The sequence below is a fragment of the Haematospirillum sp. H4485 genome, assembly GCF_012102745.1.
GTDB lineage: Bacteria > Pseudomonadota > Alphaproteobacteria > Rhodospirillales > Rhodospirillaceae > Haematospirillum.
This window is the reverse complement of sequence record NZ_JAAVSY010000009.1, coordinates 1-17,060: the sequence shown is the minus strand read 5'-3', so window position 1 is coordinate 17,060 and position 17,060 is coordinate 1. Positions and strand designations below refer to the sequence as shown.

Annotated in this window: 16 protein-coding genes and 1 tRNA gene; 11 read left to right on the top strand and 6 right to left on the bottom strand. The window is 59.1% G+C overall.

What is annotated here, in order from left to right:
* The first annotated feature begins 109 nt into the window (after positions 1-109).
* Complete coding sequence (locus HEQ61_RS07680; protein WP_168020384.1) at positions 110-1,411, top strand: calcium-binding protein; 1,302 nt, start codon at positions 110-112, stop codon at positions 1,409-1,411.
* A gap of 70 nt (positions 1,412-1,481) precedes the next feature.
* Here HEQ61_RS07680 and purU read toward each other — a convergent pair whose 3' ends face one another.
* Positions 1,482-2,360 carry a formyltetrahydrofolate deformylase gene (gene purU / locus HEQ61_RS07675; RefSeq protein WP_168020382.1) on the bottom strand — a complete coding sequence of 293 codons (879 nt, stop codon included), beginning with the start codon at positions 2,358-2,360 and terminating at the stop codon, positions 1,482-1,484.
* Positions 2,361-2,425: 65 nt separating this feature from the next.
* A tRNA-Leu gene (locus HEQ61_RS07670) sits at positions 2,426-2,510 on the bottom strand.
* Positions 2,511-2,681: 171 nt separating this feature from the next.
* Between HEQ61_RS07670 and HEQ61_RS07665 the strand changes: the two genes are divergently transcribed.
* Together HEQ61_RS07665 and HEQ61_RS07660 are read left to right on the top strand one after the other, a co-directional pair.
* On the top strand, positions 2,682-3,197 hold the full coding sequence (locus tag HEQ61_RS07665; protein WP_168020380.1) for a disulfide bond formation protein B: 516 nt from the start codon (positions 2,682-2,684) through the stop codon (positions 3,195-3,197).
* Between the two features lie 3 nt (positions 3,198-3,200).
* Positions 3,201-3,806 carry a demethoxyubiquinone hydroxylase family protein gene (locus HEQ61_RS07660; RefSeq protein WP_168020378.1) on the top strand — a complete coding sequence of 202 codons (606 nt, stop codon included), beginning with the start codon at positions 3,201-3,203 and terminating at the stop codon, positions 3,804-3,806.
* Positions 3,807-3,869: 63 nt separating this feature from the next.
* Here the strand turns inward: HEQ61_RS07660 and HEQ61_RS07655 are convergent, their stop codons facing one another.
* Both HEQ61_RS07655 and purD read right to left on the bottom strand, forming a co-directional pair.
* Positions 3,870-4,868, bottom strand: a complete 999-nt coding sequence (locus HEQ61_RS07655; protein ID WP_168020376.1) for a hypothetical protein — start codon at positions 4,866-4,868, stop codon at positions 3,870-3,872.
* 91 nt (positions 4,869-4,959) lie between these two features.
* Positions 4,960-6,240: a phosphoribosylamine--glycine ligase gene (gene purD / locus HEQ61_RS07650; RefSeq protein ID WP_168020375.1), complete on the bottom strand. Its 1,281-nt coding sequence runs from the start codon at positions 6,238-6,240 to the stop codon at positions 4,960-4,962.
* 111 nt (positions 6,241-6,351) lie between these two features.
* Between purD and xseA the strand changes: the two genes are divergently transcribed.
* Entirely contained in the window at positions 6,352-7,914 is a 1,563-nt protein-coding gene (xseA, locus tag HEQ61_RS07645) for an exodeoxyribonuclease VII large subunit (RefSeq protein WP_168020374.1), read from the top strand.
* A 130-nt stretch (positions 7,915-8,044) separates the two neighbouring features.
* Positions 8,045-8,380: a hypothetical protein gene (locus HEQ61_RS07640; protein WP_168020373.1), complete on the top strand. Its 336-nt coding sequence runs from the start codon at positions 8,045-8,047 to the stop codon at positions 8,378-8,380.
* On the opposite strand, the gene HEQ61_RS07635 is transcribed toward HEQ61_RS07640, so the two are convergent.
* The gene (locus tag HEQ61_RS07635; protein WP_168020372.1) at positions 8,361-9,188 is read right to left on the bottom strand and encodes an alpha/beta fold hydrolase; all 828 of its coding nucleotides are present in this window, start codon (positions 9,186-9,188) and stop codon (positions 8,361-8,363) included. The two genes, HEQ61_RS07640 and HEQ61_RS07635, sit on opposite strands and share 20 nt — an antisense overlap.
* A 50-nt stretch (positions 9,189-9,238) precedes the next feature.
* On the opposite strand from HEQ61_RS07635, the gene HEQ61_RS07630 reads away from it, so the two are divergent.
* From HEQ61_RS07630 to infC, 4 genes are all read left to right on the top strand, one after another.
* Positions 9,239-10,405: a glycosyltransferase family 4 protein gene (locus HEQ61_RS07630; RefSeq protein WP_168020371.1), complete on the top strand. Its 1,167-nt coding sequence runs from the start codon at positions 9,239-9,241 to the stop codon at positions 10,403-10,405.
* Positions 10,402-11,352 (top strand): glycosyltransferase family 9 protein, encoded by a 951-nt coding sequence (locus HEQ61_RS07625; RefSeq protein WP_322099225.1) that lies wholly within the window; start codon positions 10,402-10,404, stop codon positions 11,350-11,352. Before HEQ61_RS07630 ends, HEQ61_RS07625 begins: the two co-directional genes overlap by 4 nt.
* A 311-nt stretch (positions 11,353-11,663) precedes the next feature.
* Positions 11,664-13,574 (top strand): threonine--tRNA ligase, encoded by a 1,911-nt coding sequence (thrS, locus tag HEQ61_RS07620; protein ID WP_168020370.1) that lies wholly within the window; start codon positions 11,664-11,666, stop codon positions 13,572-13,574.
* 174 nt (positions 13,575-13,748) lie between these two features.
* Complete coding sequence (gene infC / locus HEQ61_RS07615) at positions 13,749-14,270, top strand: translation initiation factor IF-3 (RefSeq protein ID WP_066134279.1); 522 nt, start codon at positions 13,749-13,751, stop codon at positions 14,268-14,270.
* A gap of 101 nt (positions 14,271-14,371) precedes the next feature.
* Here infC and HEQ61_RS07610 read toward each other — a convergent pair whose 3' ends face one another.
* A complete protein-coding gene (locus HEQ61_RS07610; protein WP_168020369.1) occupies positions 14,372-15,295 on the bottom strand; it encodes an SDR family oxidoreductase in 924 nt (307 codons plus the stop codon).
* Between the two features lie 121 nt (positions 15,296-15,416).
* On the opposite strand from HEQ61_RS07610, the gene HEQ61_RS07605 reads away from it, so the two are divergent.
* Both HEQ61_RS07605 and HEQ61_RS07600 read left to right on the top strand, forming a co-directional pair.
* Positions 15,417-16,166 (top strand): tetratricopeptide repeat protein, encoded by a 750-nt coding sequence (locus tag HEQ61_RS07605; RefSeq protein WP_168020368.1) that lies wholly within the window; start codon positions 15,417-15,419, stop codon positions 16,164-16,166.
* Between the two features lie 146 nt (positions 16,167-16,312).
* A partial coding sequence (locus HEQ61_RS07600; RefSeq protein ID WP_168020367.1) for a matrixin family metalloprotease occupies positions 16,313-17,060 on the top strand: 748 nt, incomplete at its 3' end.

The window sequence follows — 17,060 nt, the reverse complement described above, 5'->3', positions numbered from 1 at the left end:
ATCTCTAACCTAAGAGGGTGTATATTGTTAGAGGTGCTTCCGGGATAGGGCGGTGTGTTCCGGTCCCGCGTTGCGGATTATTTGACAGGCAGGAGCAGGGATGTTGAACGTGACAAACCATTCCACGTATGACAGCAAGACCTTGCCCGCTTCGGGTGGGCTTGTTCTTGTTGGGGGAGCGACGTCGGATACGTTGCAGGGAAGTCGTCTGTCCGACGTCCTTGTTGGTGGAGACGGGAACGACACGCTGTATGGCAAGAATGGCGCTGATACACTTGTTGGCGGAGACGGGAACGACACACTGTATGGCGGACGTGGCGCTGACCTTCTGGATGGACAGGGCGGGAATGACGCATTACATGGCGGGCCCGGTCGCGATATCCTTTCCGGTGGGGATGGAAACGATTTTCTGGACGGGGGGCGAGGTAACGATACCTTGGTTGGCGGTGTCGGCAATGATGTCCTTGTTGGTGGTGTTGGTGCTGATGTGCTCGTCGGTGGACCAGGTGCCGATCGCTTTCGCTATCGTTCTGCCGGTGAGGCGCTGGGCGATGTGCTGATGGATTTTGATCCACAGCAGGGGGACCGGATTGAGATGAGGCTTCTTGATGTTGGTCCCGGCTCGGATGCTTGGCATGGTTTTGCTTTTACCTATGAAGATCCTGCCCCTTTTTCGGTGTGGTTTGTGATTCCCGAAATTGTGGAGCCAGTTTTTCTCCCGTGGGTGGGCGAAGAATTGAATGTGTCCCGCAAGGGAGGAAATATCAAGCTGCGCGGTGATACCGACGGTGATCCCGAGACGCTTGAAATTGATATGGTGATCCGGGGCATGGACTCTCTGGATGGAACACATCTTGATCTGCCAACCATTTCGGGAGGCATTGCCGATTTCTCATCCCAGATCCGGTATCGGGTCATTGATCTGGGGCAGCGTTCCGATGTGACCAGTATTCTGGGCCCCCGGAATGTGGGTGCCGAGATCCGCTCCAGCAAGCAAGGGACGTTTATGTCTGGTGGGGATCTGGACGATTGGCTGATTGGTTCTGACGGTGATGATGCCATTGCAGGAGGGCGCGGATTCGACATCCTGACCGGTGGAGGTGGCGCAGACCGGTTCTGGTTCTGGCATGGCGACAGTACCGTGACGGAAGATGTCATAACAGATTTCCGTCGCACTGAAGGCGATCGTATTGACTTTGCCCGCGTTGATGTGGACAAGGATGCCGAGGGGCGCCAACCCTTGTCCTTCTCCGGCACAACGCCAAAGGCGCATGCCGTTTGGTATCAGGTGCGTGATGACGGGGTCGGTGTCACGTGTTATGCAGATTTGGACGGCGATCCAGCCAGCGCAGAGATTCGTATTTTGGTCAGCGATAACACGTTTCTGGAAGAGTCTGATTTTCTGTTCTGACAGACCCCATGCGAACAAGGCCCCTGTTATGCAGGGGCCTTGTTCATTCAGGGCAAGCTTTAGAATATGCCTACCGGAAGACAACAGTCTTGTTGCCGTTGGCCATAACCCGCTTCTCGACATGCCAGCGAACAGCCCGTGACAGGACCATCGTCTCGATATCACGCCCGGTCCGTACCAGGGCATCGACAGAGAAGGTGTGGTCTACCCGTTCAACGGCCTGCTCGATAATCGGTCCCTCGTCCAGGTCACCGGTTACGTAATGCGCTGTTGCCCCGATCAGCTTGACCCCCTTGCTGTGTGCCTGCTGATAGGGCTTGGCACCCTTGAAGCTGGGGAGGAAGGAGTGGTGGATGTTGATGGCGCGTCCCGACAAGGTCTTGCAGGCTTCTTCCGACAAAATCTGCATGTAACGCGCCAGCACCAGCAGGTCGGACTTCGTTTCCGCAAACAGCTCCAGCATCCGTGCTTCCTGGTCTGTCTTGGTTTCCCTTGTCACCGGCAGATAGTGGAAGGGAATGCCGTGCCATTCCACCAGATCACGGAAATCAACGTGGTTGGACACCACCCCGGTGATGTCGATCGTCAGCTGTCCCGTACGCCAGCTGTGCAGCAGGTCATTGAGACAGTGCCCGAAGCGGGATACGGCAATCATGACCTTGGGGCGGTCGCCGGAACTGTCAATGCTCCACTCCATCCCGAACCGGCTGCCGATCAGGTCAAAGCCTGCTTTCAACCGATCCAGGGCCGGAAAACTTTTGCCACCGGCGCGGAAAGAGGTACGCATGAAAAAGAGGCCGGTATCCGGGTCGCCGTAGTGGGCGCTGTCGGTTATGAAAGCTTCGTTTTCGGCCAGAAAACCGGACACGGCAGCAACAATGCCGACAGCATCCGGGCATTTGATGGTCAGCACATAAAGCGGTTCGGTGACGACAGCGGCAACGTTCATTCGGGCCGGCTTCCTGTTTTGCGGGATCTCGGGATGCGGGGCAATCTTTCGCGGCGGGCCAGCCATGGTGGGGGTGGAGGGACTCGAACCCACACTCCTTGCAGAACACGATTTTGAGTCGCGCGCGTCTACCAATTCCGCCACACCCCCGTGCGTGGCCCGCCAATGCGAAGGCGAAACTCTATAGAGGCTTTTCAGGACTCCGCCAAGGAAAAAATGGCGTTATCCTGATTGTATGCTGAAAATTATGGTGTCGGGGCTGGTCATTTTGTCGCCAGAGGTGCACTCTGCGACGGTGTTTGCCATGTGTGCGGAAGTTCCATGCCTTTATCTGCAATATCCTGTCGCCTGTTCTTTTCCTGTATCCTGGGGGCTGCGGTCCTGGCTCTTGCCGGTGCCCTGACGGCCGAGCATGTCTTCGGCCTGGAGCCGTGTATCCTGTGTCTGTACGAACGGGTCCCCTGGGTTCTGGCCGGCTTGCTTTCCGCATGCTGGCTTGGTGTTCCCCTTGCCCGACGCAGCCCCATGTCGGGGGTTCTTCTTGTCACGGCGGCCTTTTCCGCAGGTGCTTTTCTGGCCAGCTATCATGTCGGGGTTGAACAGGGATGGTGGGCTTTTCAGGGATGCACCGGCGAGCTTCCCGGTCCCTTGGGGCTTGCCGATCTGATGGATGGACTGGACCGTCCGGTGCGCCCGGCCTGCAATGTCGTGCAGTGGACCCTGTTCGGGGTGTCCTTTGCCGGTTACAATGCCTTGGCCTCCCTGTTCATGATGGGGCTGGGTATGTTTGTATTCCTGTCGGGCATGTTCCCGGTTTCCCGGCAGAAGGGGGAATAAGCCATGACCAAAAGCCTTGTTCGTGAATCGTCTTCTGCGGCCCGGGATGTGCCACCTGCCGGGCAGACAGCCGACAGGCATATCCCCGGTGACTTGACCCGCGAGCAGCTTCTGGACCGTTTTGTGCGGGTCAATCATGCCGGAGAATATGGTGCCGTACGGATCTATACCGGGCAGCTTGCTGTTCTGTCGAAAGGAAGGCATGCGCAAACCCTGCGTCATATGCTGGACCAGGAAGTAGAGCACTGCACCTACTTCGAGAGACAGGTTGCCGCGCGGCATGTGCGTCCGACCGCCCTGCAGCCGTTGTGGCATGTCGCCGGCTGGATGCTGGGGGCGGGGACAGCCCTGTTGGGTGAAAAAGCAGCGATGGCCTGCACCGTGGCTGTCGAGGAAGCGATCGACGCGCATTATCAGGGCCAGATCGACCAGCTGGGTGATGACGAGAAGCCCCTGCGTGACGCGATTGTCCGCTTCCGTGAGGAAGAGCTGGAGCACCGCGACATCGGGTATGAGAACGGTGCAGAGCAGGCGCCGGCCTATACCCTTCTGCATGGGGCGGTCAAGGCCGGGACCCGGCTGGCAATCTGGCTGTCCGAGCGTATCTGAGAACAGCCTTCACCCCGGGGCCATGCGTTCAGACAACGCTTGCCCCGGGATTGGTCTTTCCGGTCAGGATGATGCGGCTTTGGCGTCGCCGTCCTGCGGTTCCCGGCAGAAAACCAGGCGATGGAACAAGCTGTCCGGCATGGCGTGGATGATGCGCGCCAGAATCGCAATTACGCCGACGGCCATGATGATGCGGGCGACGATGATGCCGCTCCAGTGTCCGCCCATGGCCAGGACGAGCAGGCTGTCCTCGATCAGATTGTGGCACAGCGACATGAAGCACACCGAGATCACCACATCCCGTGCCTTCAGGGCACCGCTGCGGGCCCGGTCGATAATCAGCCCGCCGCCATAGGTCAGGCCCAATAGCACACCGACCATGGTCAGGGGGGCTGCATCACGGCTCATGCCCATAACGCGCAGAAGGGGGCCCATGATCCGGGTCAGCCAGGCGGTGATCCCGGTACGGTCCATGATGCGCAGGACCAGCACAAGCCCGGCAATAACCGGCAGAATGACGGCCAGCGATTTCAGGCTTTCGATCAGCCATACCAGACGGGTTTGTGTCTGTGATGCGCCTTCTGTTGCCAACAGGACCGTGCCCGGTTCCTGCAGGATATCCAAGTGTCCGTAAAAGGCTTGCAGAAGCGCCCCCTGTCCAACAGCAAAGGCCATGCGCAGAAGAACGGTCAGCCCGATGCCGACGCCGGTACGGCGGGCAACCCGCAGTTCGATCGGGAAGCTGTGTGCGGCCAGCATCATACCGCCCAGAACGGTCAGGTCGGCGGCACTCAGGGAGAGCTCGGGCAGCAGGCCCAGCAAGACAGCCACGCCGCCGTAAATACCCACCAGGCAGGTGGTGGCCCAGACCATGCCGGTCTCCGGGGGCAGGCCGACCAGGCCGGTCAGGGGTTCAAAGGCTGCGGCCAAGAGTGGAACCGCATCAAGTTCGACGGCAATGCGCACCAGCACCATCACCGGGACCATGATTTTCAGCAGTGACCAGTACAGGCGCAGGGTGTCGTGGCCAATAGCCTTTGCAAAGGAAGCAGGAGAGGACATGTACAATCCGGTTTCAGAGAAAGGGCATGCCTGATGTTTATCAGGCAGCCGTGTGGAGAGAGTGTTTTGAAAAAGAGGTGTGACAGTATGGTCACGTCTGTTCACGGGCTACGGCACGCCAGCCGATATCCCGCCGGCAGAATCCATCCGGCCAGTCCAGGGTATCGACAGCGGTGTAGGCGCGTTTCTGTGCCTCGGTGACCGTTTCGCCAAGGGCGGTGATTCCCAGGACCCGCCCCCCGGTCGCAAGAATACGCCCGTTTTCTTCACGGGTTCCGGCGTGGCAGACAAAGACACCTTCGCAGCGGGACGCGGCATCAAGCCCACGGATTTCGGTATTGCGGGCATAGGCACCGGGATAGCCACGTGCTGCCATCACTACCACCAGGGCTGCCTGATCCTTCCAGCGCAGGCGGATATCGGCCAGTCGTCCTTCGGCTGCGGCCAGCAGGACTTCCAGGATGTCACTGTCCAGCCGCTCCATCAGAACCTGACACTCGGGGTCGCCGAAGCGCACATTGTATTCCAGAACCTTGGGGCCATCAGCGGTCAGCATGACCCCGCAGAAGAGGACACCGCGATAGGGGCGCCCCAGCTTCTTCATGTGGGCCACAGTGGGCAGGATGGCTTTCTGCATCAGTTCGTCACGCAGGGCATCGGTAAAAGCCGGGGCTGGACAATAGGCCCCCATTCCACCGGTATTGGGGCCTGTATCCCCGTCTCCGACCGCCTTGTGATCCTGTGCTGCGGCCAGAGGAATGGCCGTTTCGCCGTCACTGATGGCAAAGAAGCTGAGCTCCTCGCCTTCCAGAAACTGTTCAATGATAATTTCTGTGCCGGCATCTCCGAAAATGCGTCGGTCCATGATGTCCGTGACCGCTTGAAGGGCCTCTGCGGTGTTCTGGCACAGGATCACGCCCTTGCCTGCGGCCAGGCCATCGGTCTTGATGACAATCGGAGCGCCTTTTTCGGTGACAAAGGCCCGGGCGGCATGGCTGTCGGTAAAGCGCTGGTACCAGGCCGTCGGGACACCGGCATCACGCAGGACATCTTTCATGAAGCCTTTGGATCCTTCCAGTGCCGCTGCTGCTGCCGATGGGCCGAAGACCTTGATACCGGCTTCTTGCAAACGGTCGGCAAGGCCGAGAACCAGCGGTGCTTCCGGGCCGATAACCACCAGGTCCACGGCATGGGTTTTGGCCCACGCGGTCAGGTCAACCACCGCTTCGGCGGCAACAGGTACCAAGGTCGCAAGGCTGGCAATGCCGGCATTGCCAGGGGCGCAAAACAGTGCAGAACAGCGCGGAGACTGCTTCAGGGCCCGGCACAGCGCATGCTCCCGCCCGCCTGAGCCAACAACCAGAACTTTCATGGTGTTCTCTTTCGACCAAAGATGTTTACCGGCAACGGCTGTTGTTCTAGCATCCTGTTTTCGCCCCGTCACCTTCTGTGCTGAAGACAAGAAACGGCCATCGCCCACGTTATGACAGCAACTGAAACCACCGGCCAGGCAGATCCGGTTCACAATCTGCCCGAACGCACTGTTTCCGAGGTCTCCGCCGACCTGAAGCGCACGGTGGAGGATCATTTTGCCCGTGTCCGGGTGCGTGGTGAAATCAGCCAGCCCAAGCTGGCCGGGTCCGGCCATTGTTATCTGCGTCTGAAGGATGACAATGCTGTTCTGGATGGCGTGATCTGGAAGGGCACGTACCCGAAGCTGGGAACAAAGCCGCAGGATGGTCTGGAGGTTATCGTTACCGGGCGTCTGACCACGTGGCCCGGGCGTTCGTCCTATCAGATTGTGATTGAATCCCTTGAGCTGGCCGGAGAAGGCGCCCTGCTCAAGCTTCTGGAAGAACGCCGGCGTCGGTTGGCCGCAGAAGGTCTTTTTGATCCTGCAACCAAGAAAGCGCTGCCGTTCCTGCCCAGGGTGATCGGTGTGGTCACCAGCCCGACGGGGGCCGTTATCCGCGACATTCTGCACCGCTTGTCCGACCGCTTTCCGGTTCATGTTCTGATCTGGCCGGTTCTTGTGCAGGGAGAGGGCGCTGCCGCCCAGATTGCCGCAGCGGTCCGGGGTTTCAACGCGCTGGACCCAGACAGCCCTGTTGTTCGTCCCGATCTTGTGATCGTGGCCCGGGGTGGCGGATCTTTGGAAGACCTGATGGCCTTCAACGAGGAAGAGGTTGTGCGGGCTGTTGCCGCCTCGGATATTCCTGTTATTTCCGCCGTAGGGCACGAGACGGATACGACCCTGTGTGACTTTGCTGCTGACCGGCGGGCTCCCACCCCGACCGGGGCTGCGGAAATTGCCGTGCCGGTGCGTCTGGACCTGTGTGTGCAGGTGGCCGATGTGGCCCGCCGTTTGACAGCGGCAACACGGTGGAGCTTTGCAGAGCAGGGGACCCGGTTGCAGGGCCTGGCTCGTGGCCTGCCACCCCTTGACCGTTTGGTGCAGGGCCATGTGCAGCGTCTGGAAGACCGGGCGGAGCGTCTGGGAACCGCTGTTGGCAGTTTTCTGGAACGGAACAGGTCCAGCTTTCTGGCTCTGGCGGCGGCCTTGCGTCATCCGCGTGACCGGGTGGCAATGGCCTCTGCCCGTCTGGACACGGCTGGATCGGCTCTGTCCGGTGCCTTTCGGCTGTCTCTGGGAGGTGCTTCTACCCGACTGGGGGCCGCTTCGGTCCGTTTGGCAGCCGTATCGCCGGTGCGTGGTCTTGCGCAGGGGCGGGATCGTGTAACCGGTCTGGAGCAGCGCCTGGTGGCCGCAATGCGCCGTTTGCAGCAAGATGAGGGGCAGCGGTTGCTCAATGCCGCAGAGCGTCTTGAGGCAGCTTCGTGGCAGCGTGCCCTGCAGCGTGGTTATGCTGTGGTTCGGGACTCGAACGGTCTCCTGGTTGACCGCAGGGCTTCCGTGCGCGTCGGGGATGTCCTGTCAATCCAGCTTGCGGATGGAGACCTGCCTGTTGTAGCCCGTGGCCCCGGGGGGCGGGTTTCACGCCGGACTCGGCAGGATTCCGACCCCCGGCAGGATTCGCTGTTTTGACCCTCTGTTTTCGGCTGTGTTCGCACAGTCATATTCCTTGTCCGGGGCTTGACGGCCCACAGTGGCGGGGATTGTCTTGTCCATCAGGCCTGCCCCCTGACGTGCCGGGGCTGGGATCAGGGAGCCCGTTATGGCGTTTGTTGAATGGTCTGTTTATGCGGTTCGTCTGAAGCGGTGTGCTGAACGTATGAGCCGGGCGCGAACCGTGGAAGAACTTCGGGTTTGTGTTGCCGAGAACACCCAGCTCTGGGCCCAGCTGGACGAGCTTCTGAGCGAGCGTCTGGAGGCCCGGTGCGCAGATTGTCGTACCCTGCACAACCGGGCTCGTTATGTAGCCGAGACATCCGCCGTGATCCCGACCCTGTCGGATTCGCACATCGAGGCTTTTATTGCCATCAACCGTCAGAGCGCCGAAATCCTGCCGATGCTGGATCTGTCGGCCGATATCAACCCGGTACGGAACTGACGGCGCGCTTCTTCTCTTCCTGCTGTTCAAGGACGGAGTCCAGAGCCCTGCCCAGACAGGCCAGATCCTGGGGGCGGGAAAGCCTGTGTTCTGCAGACTTGATCAGGATACATTCCACACTGGCTGAATGCAGATGCTCTGCTAGTCTTACGGATGTTTCCCACGGTACGCTGTCATCCTGCTGGCCGTGCAGAAGGCATACGGGGCCATCAAAGGGCAAAGGGGTTCGCAGTACAAGGTTCTGTCGGCCATCCTCAAAGAAGGCTTTCGTGAAAACATAGGGCTGTTCCAAATAAGGGCACGGAATTTCCGTGCGTCCCCGTGTTTCCACATCTTGGCGCTGGGTCGGACTCAAGCCTGGCAAGACAATATCTTCGGTAAAGTCGGGTGCGGCGGCAATCCCCACCAGTCCGGCCACACGCTGCGGACGGGCCCGGGCCGCCAGAAGCATCAGCCACCCGCCCATGGATGATCCGACCAGGATCTGTGGCCCTTCTGTCAGGGTATCCAGAACGGCCAAGGTGTCTTCAACCCATGCGCCAATCGTGCCTTCGTCGAAGCGTCCGGACGAGGCACCGTGACCCATCTGATCAAAGCGAATAAAGGCTCGCCCTTGCATCCGGCACCGTTGCTCCATATACAGGGCTTTGTCACCCTCCATGTCCGACATCAGGCCGTGCAGGAATACAACGCCGGTCGTGGCGTTCGGGTTTGTTTGTGTCAGGCTCCGGAATGCAAGGAAACGTCCGCCGGGTCGCGGCATGTTTTGTAGTTTTGCAGATGCAGGGTACCCGGTTGTGGTATTCATCAGGAATGGCCTTTCGAAATGAAAACAGAGTTTGTGAGTTTGCCAGAGTGATGCACCTTAGCACTGATTCTGCAGGCGAGCAGCCTGCCCCGGTGATTTTGCAGGTTCTGCCCCGTCTGGTGACAGGTGGCGTGGAGCGGGGCACGGTCGAAGTGGCGGCAGCGCTGCAGGCCGCAGGCTGGAAGGCGGTTGTCGCCAGCGAGGGTGGCCCGATGGTGCGCGAGCTGGAACGGGTTGGTGCCTTGCACGTGACCTTGCCGATGGCCAGCAAGAACCCCTGTCGCCTGCGCGCCAATGCCGATGCCTTGCGGGCCCTGATCCGCGAGCACGGTGTTTCCCTGGTTCATGTTCGTTCCCGGGCACCGGGCTGGGCGGCCTTGCGGGCGGCGCGGAGTGAGGGGGTGCCCCTGGTCACGACCTTCCACGGTACCTATAACCTTGGCCTTCTGGGGCTCAAGCGTCCCTATAACAAGGTGATGGTGATGGGGGACCGGGTTATCGCCATTTCCCGTTTTATCCGTGGCCATATCCTGGACCATTACCTGCCTGATGACGGCCCGGTCCGGGTTATCCATCGCGGTGTGGATATCAGCCGCTTTGATCCGGATCGGGTCAGCGCGGAACGCATGATCCAGCTCAGTCGTCGCTGGCGCCTGTCCGACGGGGAGCCGGTGATCATGTTGCCCGGGCGTCTGACCCGCTGGAAGGGGCAATTGCTTTTGATTGATGCCCTGTCGCGTCTGAAGGATCGTCGTTTCCGCTGTATTCTTGTTGGCTCGGACCAGGGGCGGACGTCGTTCCGGCGCAAGCTGGAGCGCGCGGTGGCCCGTGCCGGCCTTGAAGACCGTGTGCTTCTGGCCGGGGAGTGCAATGACATGCCCGCTGCCTACATGGTCAGCGATGTCGTTGTCAGTGCCTCTACGGATCCGGAGGCCTTTGGCCGGGTATGTGCTGAAGGTCAGGCCATGGGGCGCCCTGTTGTGGCTCCTGATCACGGGGCCGCGCCGGAGATTGTCGAGCCGGGTCGCACCGGTTGGCTGTTTGCCCCCGGACACGCCGACAGTTTGGCCGCCGCCCTGGCCGAGTGTCTGGATCTGGATGCCGCGCAACGTCTGGAACTGTCCGCCCGTGCCATTGCACATGTGCGGGAGCAGTTTACAACCGACGCCATGTGTCGGCAGACCCTGGACGTGTACCGGGAGCTTCTGGGGCGGTGAGTGCCGGTTTGCAGCGTATCCTGGTGATCAAGCTCTCGGCGCTGGGCGATTTTGTCCAGGCTTTTGGTCCGTTTGCGGCTCTTCGTGCAGCCCATCCGCGTGCACACATCACCTTGCTGACAACAGCCCCGTATGTGGCCTTGGCAGAAGCGTCTCCCTGGTTTGACGCGGTGTGGACAGACAGCCGTCCCTGCATCTGGCAGGTGCCATCCCTGCTTGCGTTGCGGTCCCGTTTGCGCGGTGGGCAGTTCGACCGGGTTTATGACCTGCAGACATCCGGGCGTTCATCGTCCTACCGATGGCTGATTGGTGATCATGTGGAGTGGAATGGCATTGCCCGTAGCTGCAGCCATCCGCATGACAATCCGCAACGGGACCTGATGCATACGGTTGAACGCCAGGCCGAGCAGCTGCGTGTAGCCGGTATTGAGACTATTCCGTCTCCGGATTTCTCCTGGCTGGAGAGGGGAGCCCTGTCGTGTGGTCCCGTGCCCGACGGTCCTTTTGCCCTTCTTGTACCCGGCGGAGCCCCGCACCGTCCTGACAAGCGCTGGCCTGCAGACCACTATGCTGCACTGGCCCGTGTTCTGCTGCAATCCGGACAGACGCCGGTTATTATCGGGACTGCGGCTGAGCAGTCCGAGGCGGATGCCATCATGTCCCGGTGTCCCGGTGTCCTGTCGCTGGTTGGCAGGACTTCTATCATGGATCTGGCCGTTCTGGCCCGTCGGGCAACGCTGGCAGTCGGGAATGATACCGGTCCGATGCATCTTCTGGCCGGTATCGGGTGTCGGTCGGTTGTGTTGTATTCATCCGCTTCCGATCCGCGCCTGTGTGGGCAACGTGGTCCGGATGTCACCATTCTGCAGTCCTCTGATCTGGCGGCCATGCCGGTTGCCCGTGTGTGTGAGACCCTGGGTCTGCCCGGACTCGACAGTGCAGGGTAAAATGCGCTATTCCGGGGCTTGGTTTTTTCTCGGGATGGGACTCTCCTGCGTGTCGTGTATTGTCGTTTGCCCCGGCGCTTCCGGTTTTGCCGCTGCCCTGTTTCATGGCAGGGACGGGATCCGAACTAGTGGCACGGGGCCCGCAGTGACCCCTGTGGTCTGATCCTGCCGTTCCCCGTTTTGTTGTGTTGCTGATTCCGGATCTTGTCGATCCGTGTTCCGGCTGATGTTTTCCCTGTTCCGGCCCGATATCCTGTTTTCCGTACTGCGGTGCGACGGGCTGCGACGCTGAAGAGATATAGAGATAAATCATGGTTGCCATTACCCTGCCTGACGGCAATGTCCGTGTGTTTGATCATCCGGTAACGGGTGTGGATCTTGCCCGTTCCATCAGTCCCGGTCTGGCAAAAGCCGCCTTGGCAGTGCTGGTGGATGGTGAGATGCGGGATCTGAACCGTGTGATCGAATCCGATGCAACCGTATCCATCCTGACGGCCCGTGACGATGCCGTGCTGGAGCTGTTGCGTCACGATGCCGCGCACGTGATGGCCCAGGCGGTTCAGGAATTGTACCCGGGGACCCAGGTGACAATTGGCCCGTCTATCGAGAATGGCTTTTATTACGATTTTGCTCGTGATGAACCCTTTTCGACCGATGACCTGGAGGCGATCGAGGCCCGCATGCGGGAGATCGTGGACCGTAATCTGGATATTGTGCGCGAGGTTTGGGACCGGAACGAGGCGATCGCCCACTTTGAGTCCATCGGCGAGGCTTACAAAGCCGAAATCATTCGTGACTTGCCGGAGAGCGAGACGATAACAGTATATCGCCAAGGCGACTGGAAAGACCTGTGTCGTGGCCCGCATTTGCCGTCCACCGGGCGTCTGGGGAAAGCCTTCCGTTTGATGAAGGTGGCCGGTGCTTATTGGCGTGGGGATTCCCGCAATGCCATGCTGCAGCGCATTTACGGGACTGCTTGGGCTACCTCGCGTCAGCTGGATGATCACCTGCACATGCTGGAGGAAGCCGAAAAGCGTGACCATCGTCGGCTGGGCAAGGAGCTGGACCTGTTCCATTTCCAGTCTGAAGCGCATGGCGCGGTGTTCTGGCATCCCAAGGGGTGGTCCATTTACCGGACCCTGCAAACCTATATGCGCAACCGCCTGGAAGCATCCGGCTATGTGGAGGTGAATACACCCCAGCTTGTGGACAGTGTGTTGTGGGAACAATCCGGTCACTGGGGCAAATACCGCGAGCATATGTTTGTGACCGGGTCTGAGGACAAGACCTTGGCCATCAAGCCAATGAACTGTCCATGCCACATCCAGATTTTCCGGCAGGGGATCAAGTCTTATCGTGATCTGCCCCTGCGTATGGCTGAGTTTGGCAGCTGTCACCGAAATGAACCCTCCGGGTCCCTGCATGGGTTGATGCGGGTGCGGGCCTTTACCCAGGATGATGCCCATATTTTCTGTACCGACGAGCAGATCGAAAGCGAGACCCGCGCGTTCTGTGATCTTTTGCAGTCTGTGTATGCGGACTTTGGCTTTACCGAGATCAAGGTCAAATTCTCGGACCGTCCCGAGAATCGGGCCGGATCAGATGATGTCTGGGACCGGGCGGAAGATGCCCTGCGCCGGGCGACGGCGGCGGCTGGGCTGGAAGCGCTGCCAAACCCGGGTGAGGGGGCTTTCTATGGCCCGAAGCTGGAATTTGTCTTGAGAGATGCTATCGGGCGTGACTGGCAGTGTGGCACCTTGCAGGTTGACTATGTTCTGCCCGAGCGTCTGGATGCCAGCTATGTTGCCGAGGATGGCAGCCGGCAGCGTCCGGTTATGCTGCATCGTGCGGTTCTCGGGTCCTTTGAACGCTTTGTCGGCATTTTGATCGAGAATTTTGCAGGGCGCTTTCCCGCATGGTTGGCACCTGTTCAGGTTGTTGTCGCAACAATCACATCCGATGGCAATGCCTGGGCTTCCGAAGTCCTTGCAGCCCTGAAAGAGCGGGGGATCAGGGCCGATTTGGATGTGCGCAACGAAAAGATCAACTTCAAGGTCCGCGAGCATTCACACGCCAAGGTTCCATGGATACTGGTTGTTGGTCGCCGTGAGGCCGAAGAACGAACGGTTGCCTTGCGTTGTTTGGGCGGTCAGGCGCAAGAAGTACTTGCGCTGGAAGCTGCCCTGGTTAAGATTGCAGGGGAAGCGCGGATGCCGGGCTAGCTGTTCGCCCCGCCGCTTTAATGAACCGGACCCCGGTTCACGACCGGAAAGGAGCCACCCGCGTATCATCCGACTGACCATACAGGAAGGATAAGATAGGGGGCTCCACCGAATCGGTCTGGGGTCCTTGTTGTTTCTGTATGTCATGGAGAGGGTTACATAGCCAGGTCACCGATGCAGACGCCGCCGTCCAAAGATGGACCGCGCGTCAATGATATGATCACCGCCCAGATGATCCGCCTGATCGACCAGGATGGCGAGCAGGTCGGTGTGGTGCATATCCGCGAAGCCCAGGAAATGGCTGACGAAGCTGGTCTTGACCTTGTCGAGATCTCGCCGAATGCAGAGCCGCCGGTTTGCAAGATTCTCGACTATGGCAAGTTCAAGTACGAGAATCAGAAGCGCAAGGCCGAGCAGCGCAAGAAGGCCAAGATCATCGAGGTCAAGGAAATCAAGATGCGTCCCAATATTGATGATAACGACTACAACGTGAAAATGCGCGCGTTGAAGCGGTTCATCGAGGAAGGTGACAAGGTCAAGGTAACCTTGCGCTTTCGCGGGCGTGAGCTGGCGCACCAGAATATCGGCATGGACGTGCTGAACCGGGTGCGTGAGGAGACTGTGGAATTTGTCAAGGTCGAGCAGTTTCCGAAGATGGAGGGGCGGCAGATGACCATGCTGCTGGCTCCCAAATAATCCCGGATTCTGGTTTCCTTTGCATCAGGTGACCAGAACAGTTTGAAAGGCGGGCCGCTTTGTCAGGTGGCTCCGCCTTTTTTGTTATCATAACCCTGCCTTTATGTTCCTGCCGGCTGTAGCTGCTGGGCGGCTTGCCTGTTGATCTGTTCGAACTCCAGAATAGACCGCAGGCCATCCCTGTATGTGGGAAAAGCCAGGGTGATGCCCAGTTCTTCCTTGATCCGTGTATTGTCCACCCTCCGGCAGGCATTATAGAAACCAGCGCTCATTGGGCTGAGCTGTGCCTGTTCCCACGGGATCTCGGGGGGTGGTGTCACGCCCAGCAGTGTGCAGGCCCACGTTACAACATCGGCATACGGGGCTGGTTCGTCATCGGCAACGTTATAAATCCGTCCCGGATTTGGTCGCAGTGCAGAGGTCCTCAGAACTGTGGCGATGTCATCAACATGGATGCGGCAGAAAACGTGCCCGGGTTTTACAATCCGCTGTGCCCGTCCGCTGCGTACACTGTCCAGGGCGCTACGTCCGGGGCCATAAATGCCGGACAGGCGGAAAATATGTATCGGACCACCATGTTCCAGCCATTGTTGTTCCGCCTCGATCCTGGCTGTGGAGGAGGTGCTGCCGGAACCGTTTCCGGAAACAGGGGTGTCTTCGGTCACAATGGCGCCCTGGTGGTCGCCATAGACGCCCGTTGATGACAGGTACCCGACCCAGCGGAGGGTTCCGGCTTCGGCTGCCTGGCGCAGTTGTTCACGGTGACAGTCCAGTACCGGATCAACGATTCTTCCATCGTGTTCCCGGGGGGCTGCCGAGACCAGGATGTGGGTGACGCCATCCAGTGCTTCGGCAGGCATGGGGGATTGTCCGTCAAAGATCCAGGTTTCAATCCCGGCTGCCCGTAAAGCACCGGCCTTCTCCGGGTGACGCGTTGTGCCCCGTACGGTCCAGCCTTCTTCAAGAAGGCGACTGGCAAGGGCAGCGGCGCAGAATCCGAAACCAGAACAGAGAAGTGTTGGCATGTGGTGTCCTGACTCTTTGTTTGGCTGCAAGAACATCATGTTCTGTCATGACAGGCAATCTCTGAGTATCGTATGCCTGTTTTCGTGTGTTGAACGTGTTTGCGGGCAGGGAGTCTGGCTGGTGATGATCAAGGGTATTGCACCCGTTCTGGTGATGGTTGTCTGTGCGGCACTTCCTGTGGCAGGGCTGACGGCAGAATACGGTGCGTGTATGGAGCAAAGCCGGCAGGATCCTCATGCTGCCCTGCGTCTGGCCATATCCTGGGAAGGGCAGGCTGGTGGAGCATCGGCTCGCCATTGCCGTGCGTCGGCCCTGATCGAGTTGGGGCAGTTCAGTGAGGCTGCAGTCATCCTGGAGGCGCTTGCCGGGGAGCATCGTGAGAATCCCGCACAATACGCGCCGCTGTTGCATCAGGCAGCATCCGCCTGGATTCAGGCCGGAGATCCCGTTCATGCCTTGTCTCTTCTGGGACAGGTTCGCGATATTACCCCAGCAAATGCCACAATTCTTGAAGATCGTGCAGAGCTGTCAGCGGCTGCGGGTCACTTGTGGGAAGCGGTGGATGATCTGAATACCCTTGTGGATTATCGGCCGGAATATGGACCCGCGTTGGTTCTGCGCGCCTCTGTCTGGAGGCAACTGGATGCTACGGATCTGGCTTTGGCCGATCTGGAGCGTGCGCTTGTCTTGAGCCCAAACGATCGTGGTGCGCTGGTCGAGCGTGGTGTCCTGTTATGCCAGGCAGGTAATACCTCAGCGGCCCGCCGTGACTGGATGGCCGTTATTCTCGGGAGTCCTGGCTCTGCCGAAGCGGAGCGTGCGCGGACGCATCTGGCTGCCATGGATATCAGACACAGTTCTGCCCCCTGACCCAACTCTATATGTACAAAAAGAAAAGTTTTTATCTTCTGGTTGTAATATCAGGGGGAAATTGCATGTTGACTTATTTTAGGTAGAGGAGCCTGATTGTTATCCCTTTATGATTGTGTTGGCGATGGCCAAGGAGGAATCAGGTTATGGGTATCGGATCTACCAGATATAATAGTGCGTTTACCGCGCCTTCCAGCGGGAGGCATGAAATTGACTCACTGCTTGGGGGGAAGTTCTGGTCCTCCGACGGTGTTCCAGGAAAAGCCCTGAGGCTGACGTACAGTTTTGTATCCCCAGAGTACGAGAGTGTAACCACAGACTGGCAGGAAGGTACGGCGCTTGATCCTTCCTTCATTACGGATGGTCTGAAGTCATCGATTGCCGGGACGTTTAGGCATCTTGCAGATTTTACCGGTCTCTCGTTCACGGAACAAAAGGGAGGAGGGGAACCCGGAAGAATTCTGATAGGTGCCAGCAAGACATTGTCCGGAACCAGTCTTCTGGGTGTGGCGGCCCATGCATCCTATCCTTCGGAGGATGCTTTTGCCGGATCTGTCTGGTTTGATGCTTGGTACAGTTATCCAAGAATGGATGCTCCCGTCGGGAGTGAGCTGCGTTCCATTGCCATGCACGAGATTGGTCATGCCCTGGGGCTGAAGCACCCACATGATGATGATAATGATCACGGCTTCCCCGTGACGCGCACGTATGATTCTTCAGCCTATTCATTAATGTCGTACAAGTCCAAGATTGGCGATGATGGCTCCGGCGGCTTCAAGTCCACGCCGCTGACCTACATGCTCAATGACATGGCCGCGTTGCAGTACTTGTACGGGAAGAACATGACAACCCGCACCGGTGACAACCGGTATGACTTTGCCGGCAAGACCTATG

Coding starts and splice junctions, on each gene's coding strand:
- purU (WP_168020382.1), bottom strand. CDS start 2,360: ATGAACGTTGCCGCTGTCGTCACCGAACCGCTTTATGTGCTGACCATC.
- HEQ61_RS07665 (WP_168020380.1), top strand. CDS start 2,682: ATGCCTTTATCTGCAATATCCTGTCGCCTGTTCTTTTCCTGTATCCTG.
- HEQ61_RS07660 (WP_168020378.1), top strand. CDS start 3,201: ATGACCAAAAGCCTTGTTCGTGAATCGTCTTCTGCGGCCCGGGATGTG.
- HEQ61_RS07655 (WP_168020376.1), bottom strand. CDS start 4,868: ATGTCCTCTCCTGCTTCCTTTGCAAAGGCTATTGGCCACGACACCCTG.
- purD (WP_168020375.1), bottom strand. CDS start 6,240: ATGAAAGTTCTGGTTGTTGGCTCAGGCGGGCGGGAGCATGCGCTGTGC.
- xseA (WP_168020374.1), top strand. CDS start 6,352: ATGACAGCAACTGAAACCACCGGCCAGGCAGATCCGGTTCACAATCTG.
- HEQ61_RS07640 (WP_168020373.1), top strand. CDS start 8,045: ATGGCGTTTGTTGAATGGTCTGTTTATGCGGTTCGTCTGAAGCGGTGT.
- HEQ61_RS07635 (WP_168020372.1), bottom strand. CDS start 9,188: ATGAATACCACAACCGGGTACCCTGCATCTGCAAAACTACAAAACATG.
- HEQ61_RS07630 (WP_168020371.1), top strand. CDS start 9,239: ATGCACCTTAGCACTGATTCTGCAGGCGAGCAGCCTGCCCCGGTGATT.
- thrS (WP_168020370.1), top strand. CDS start 11,664: ATGGTTGCCATTACCCTGCCTGACGGCAATGTCCGTGTGTTTGATCAT.
- infC (WP_066134279.1), top strand. CDS start 13,749: ATGCAGACGCCGCCGTCCAAAGATGGACCGCGCGTCAATGATATGATC.
- HEQ61_RS07610 (WP_168020369.1), bottom strand. CDS start 15,295: ATGCCAACACTTCTCTGTTCTGGTTTCGGATTCTGCGCCGCTGCCCTT.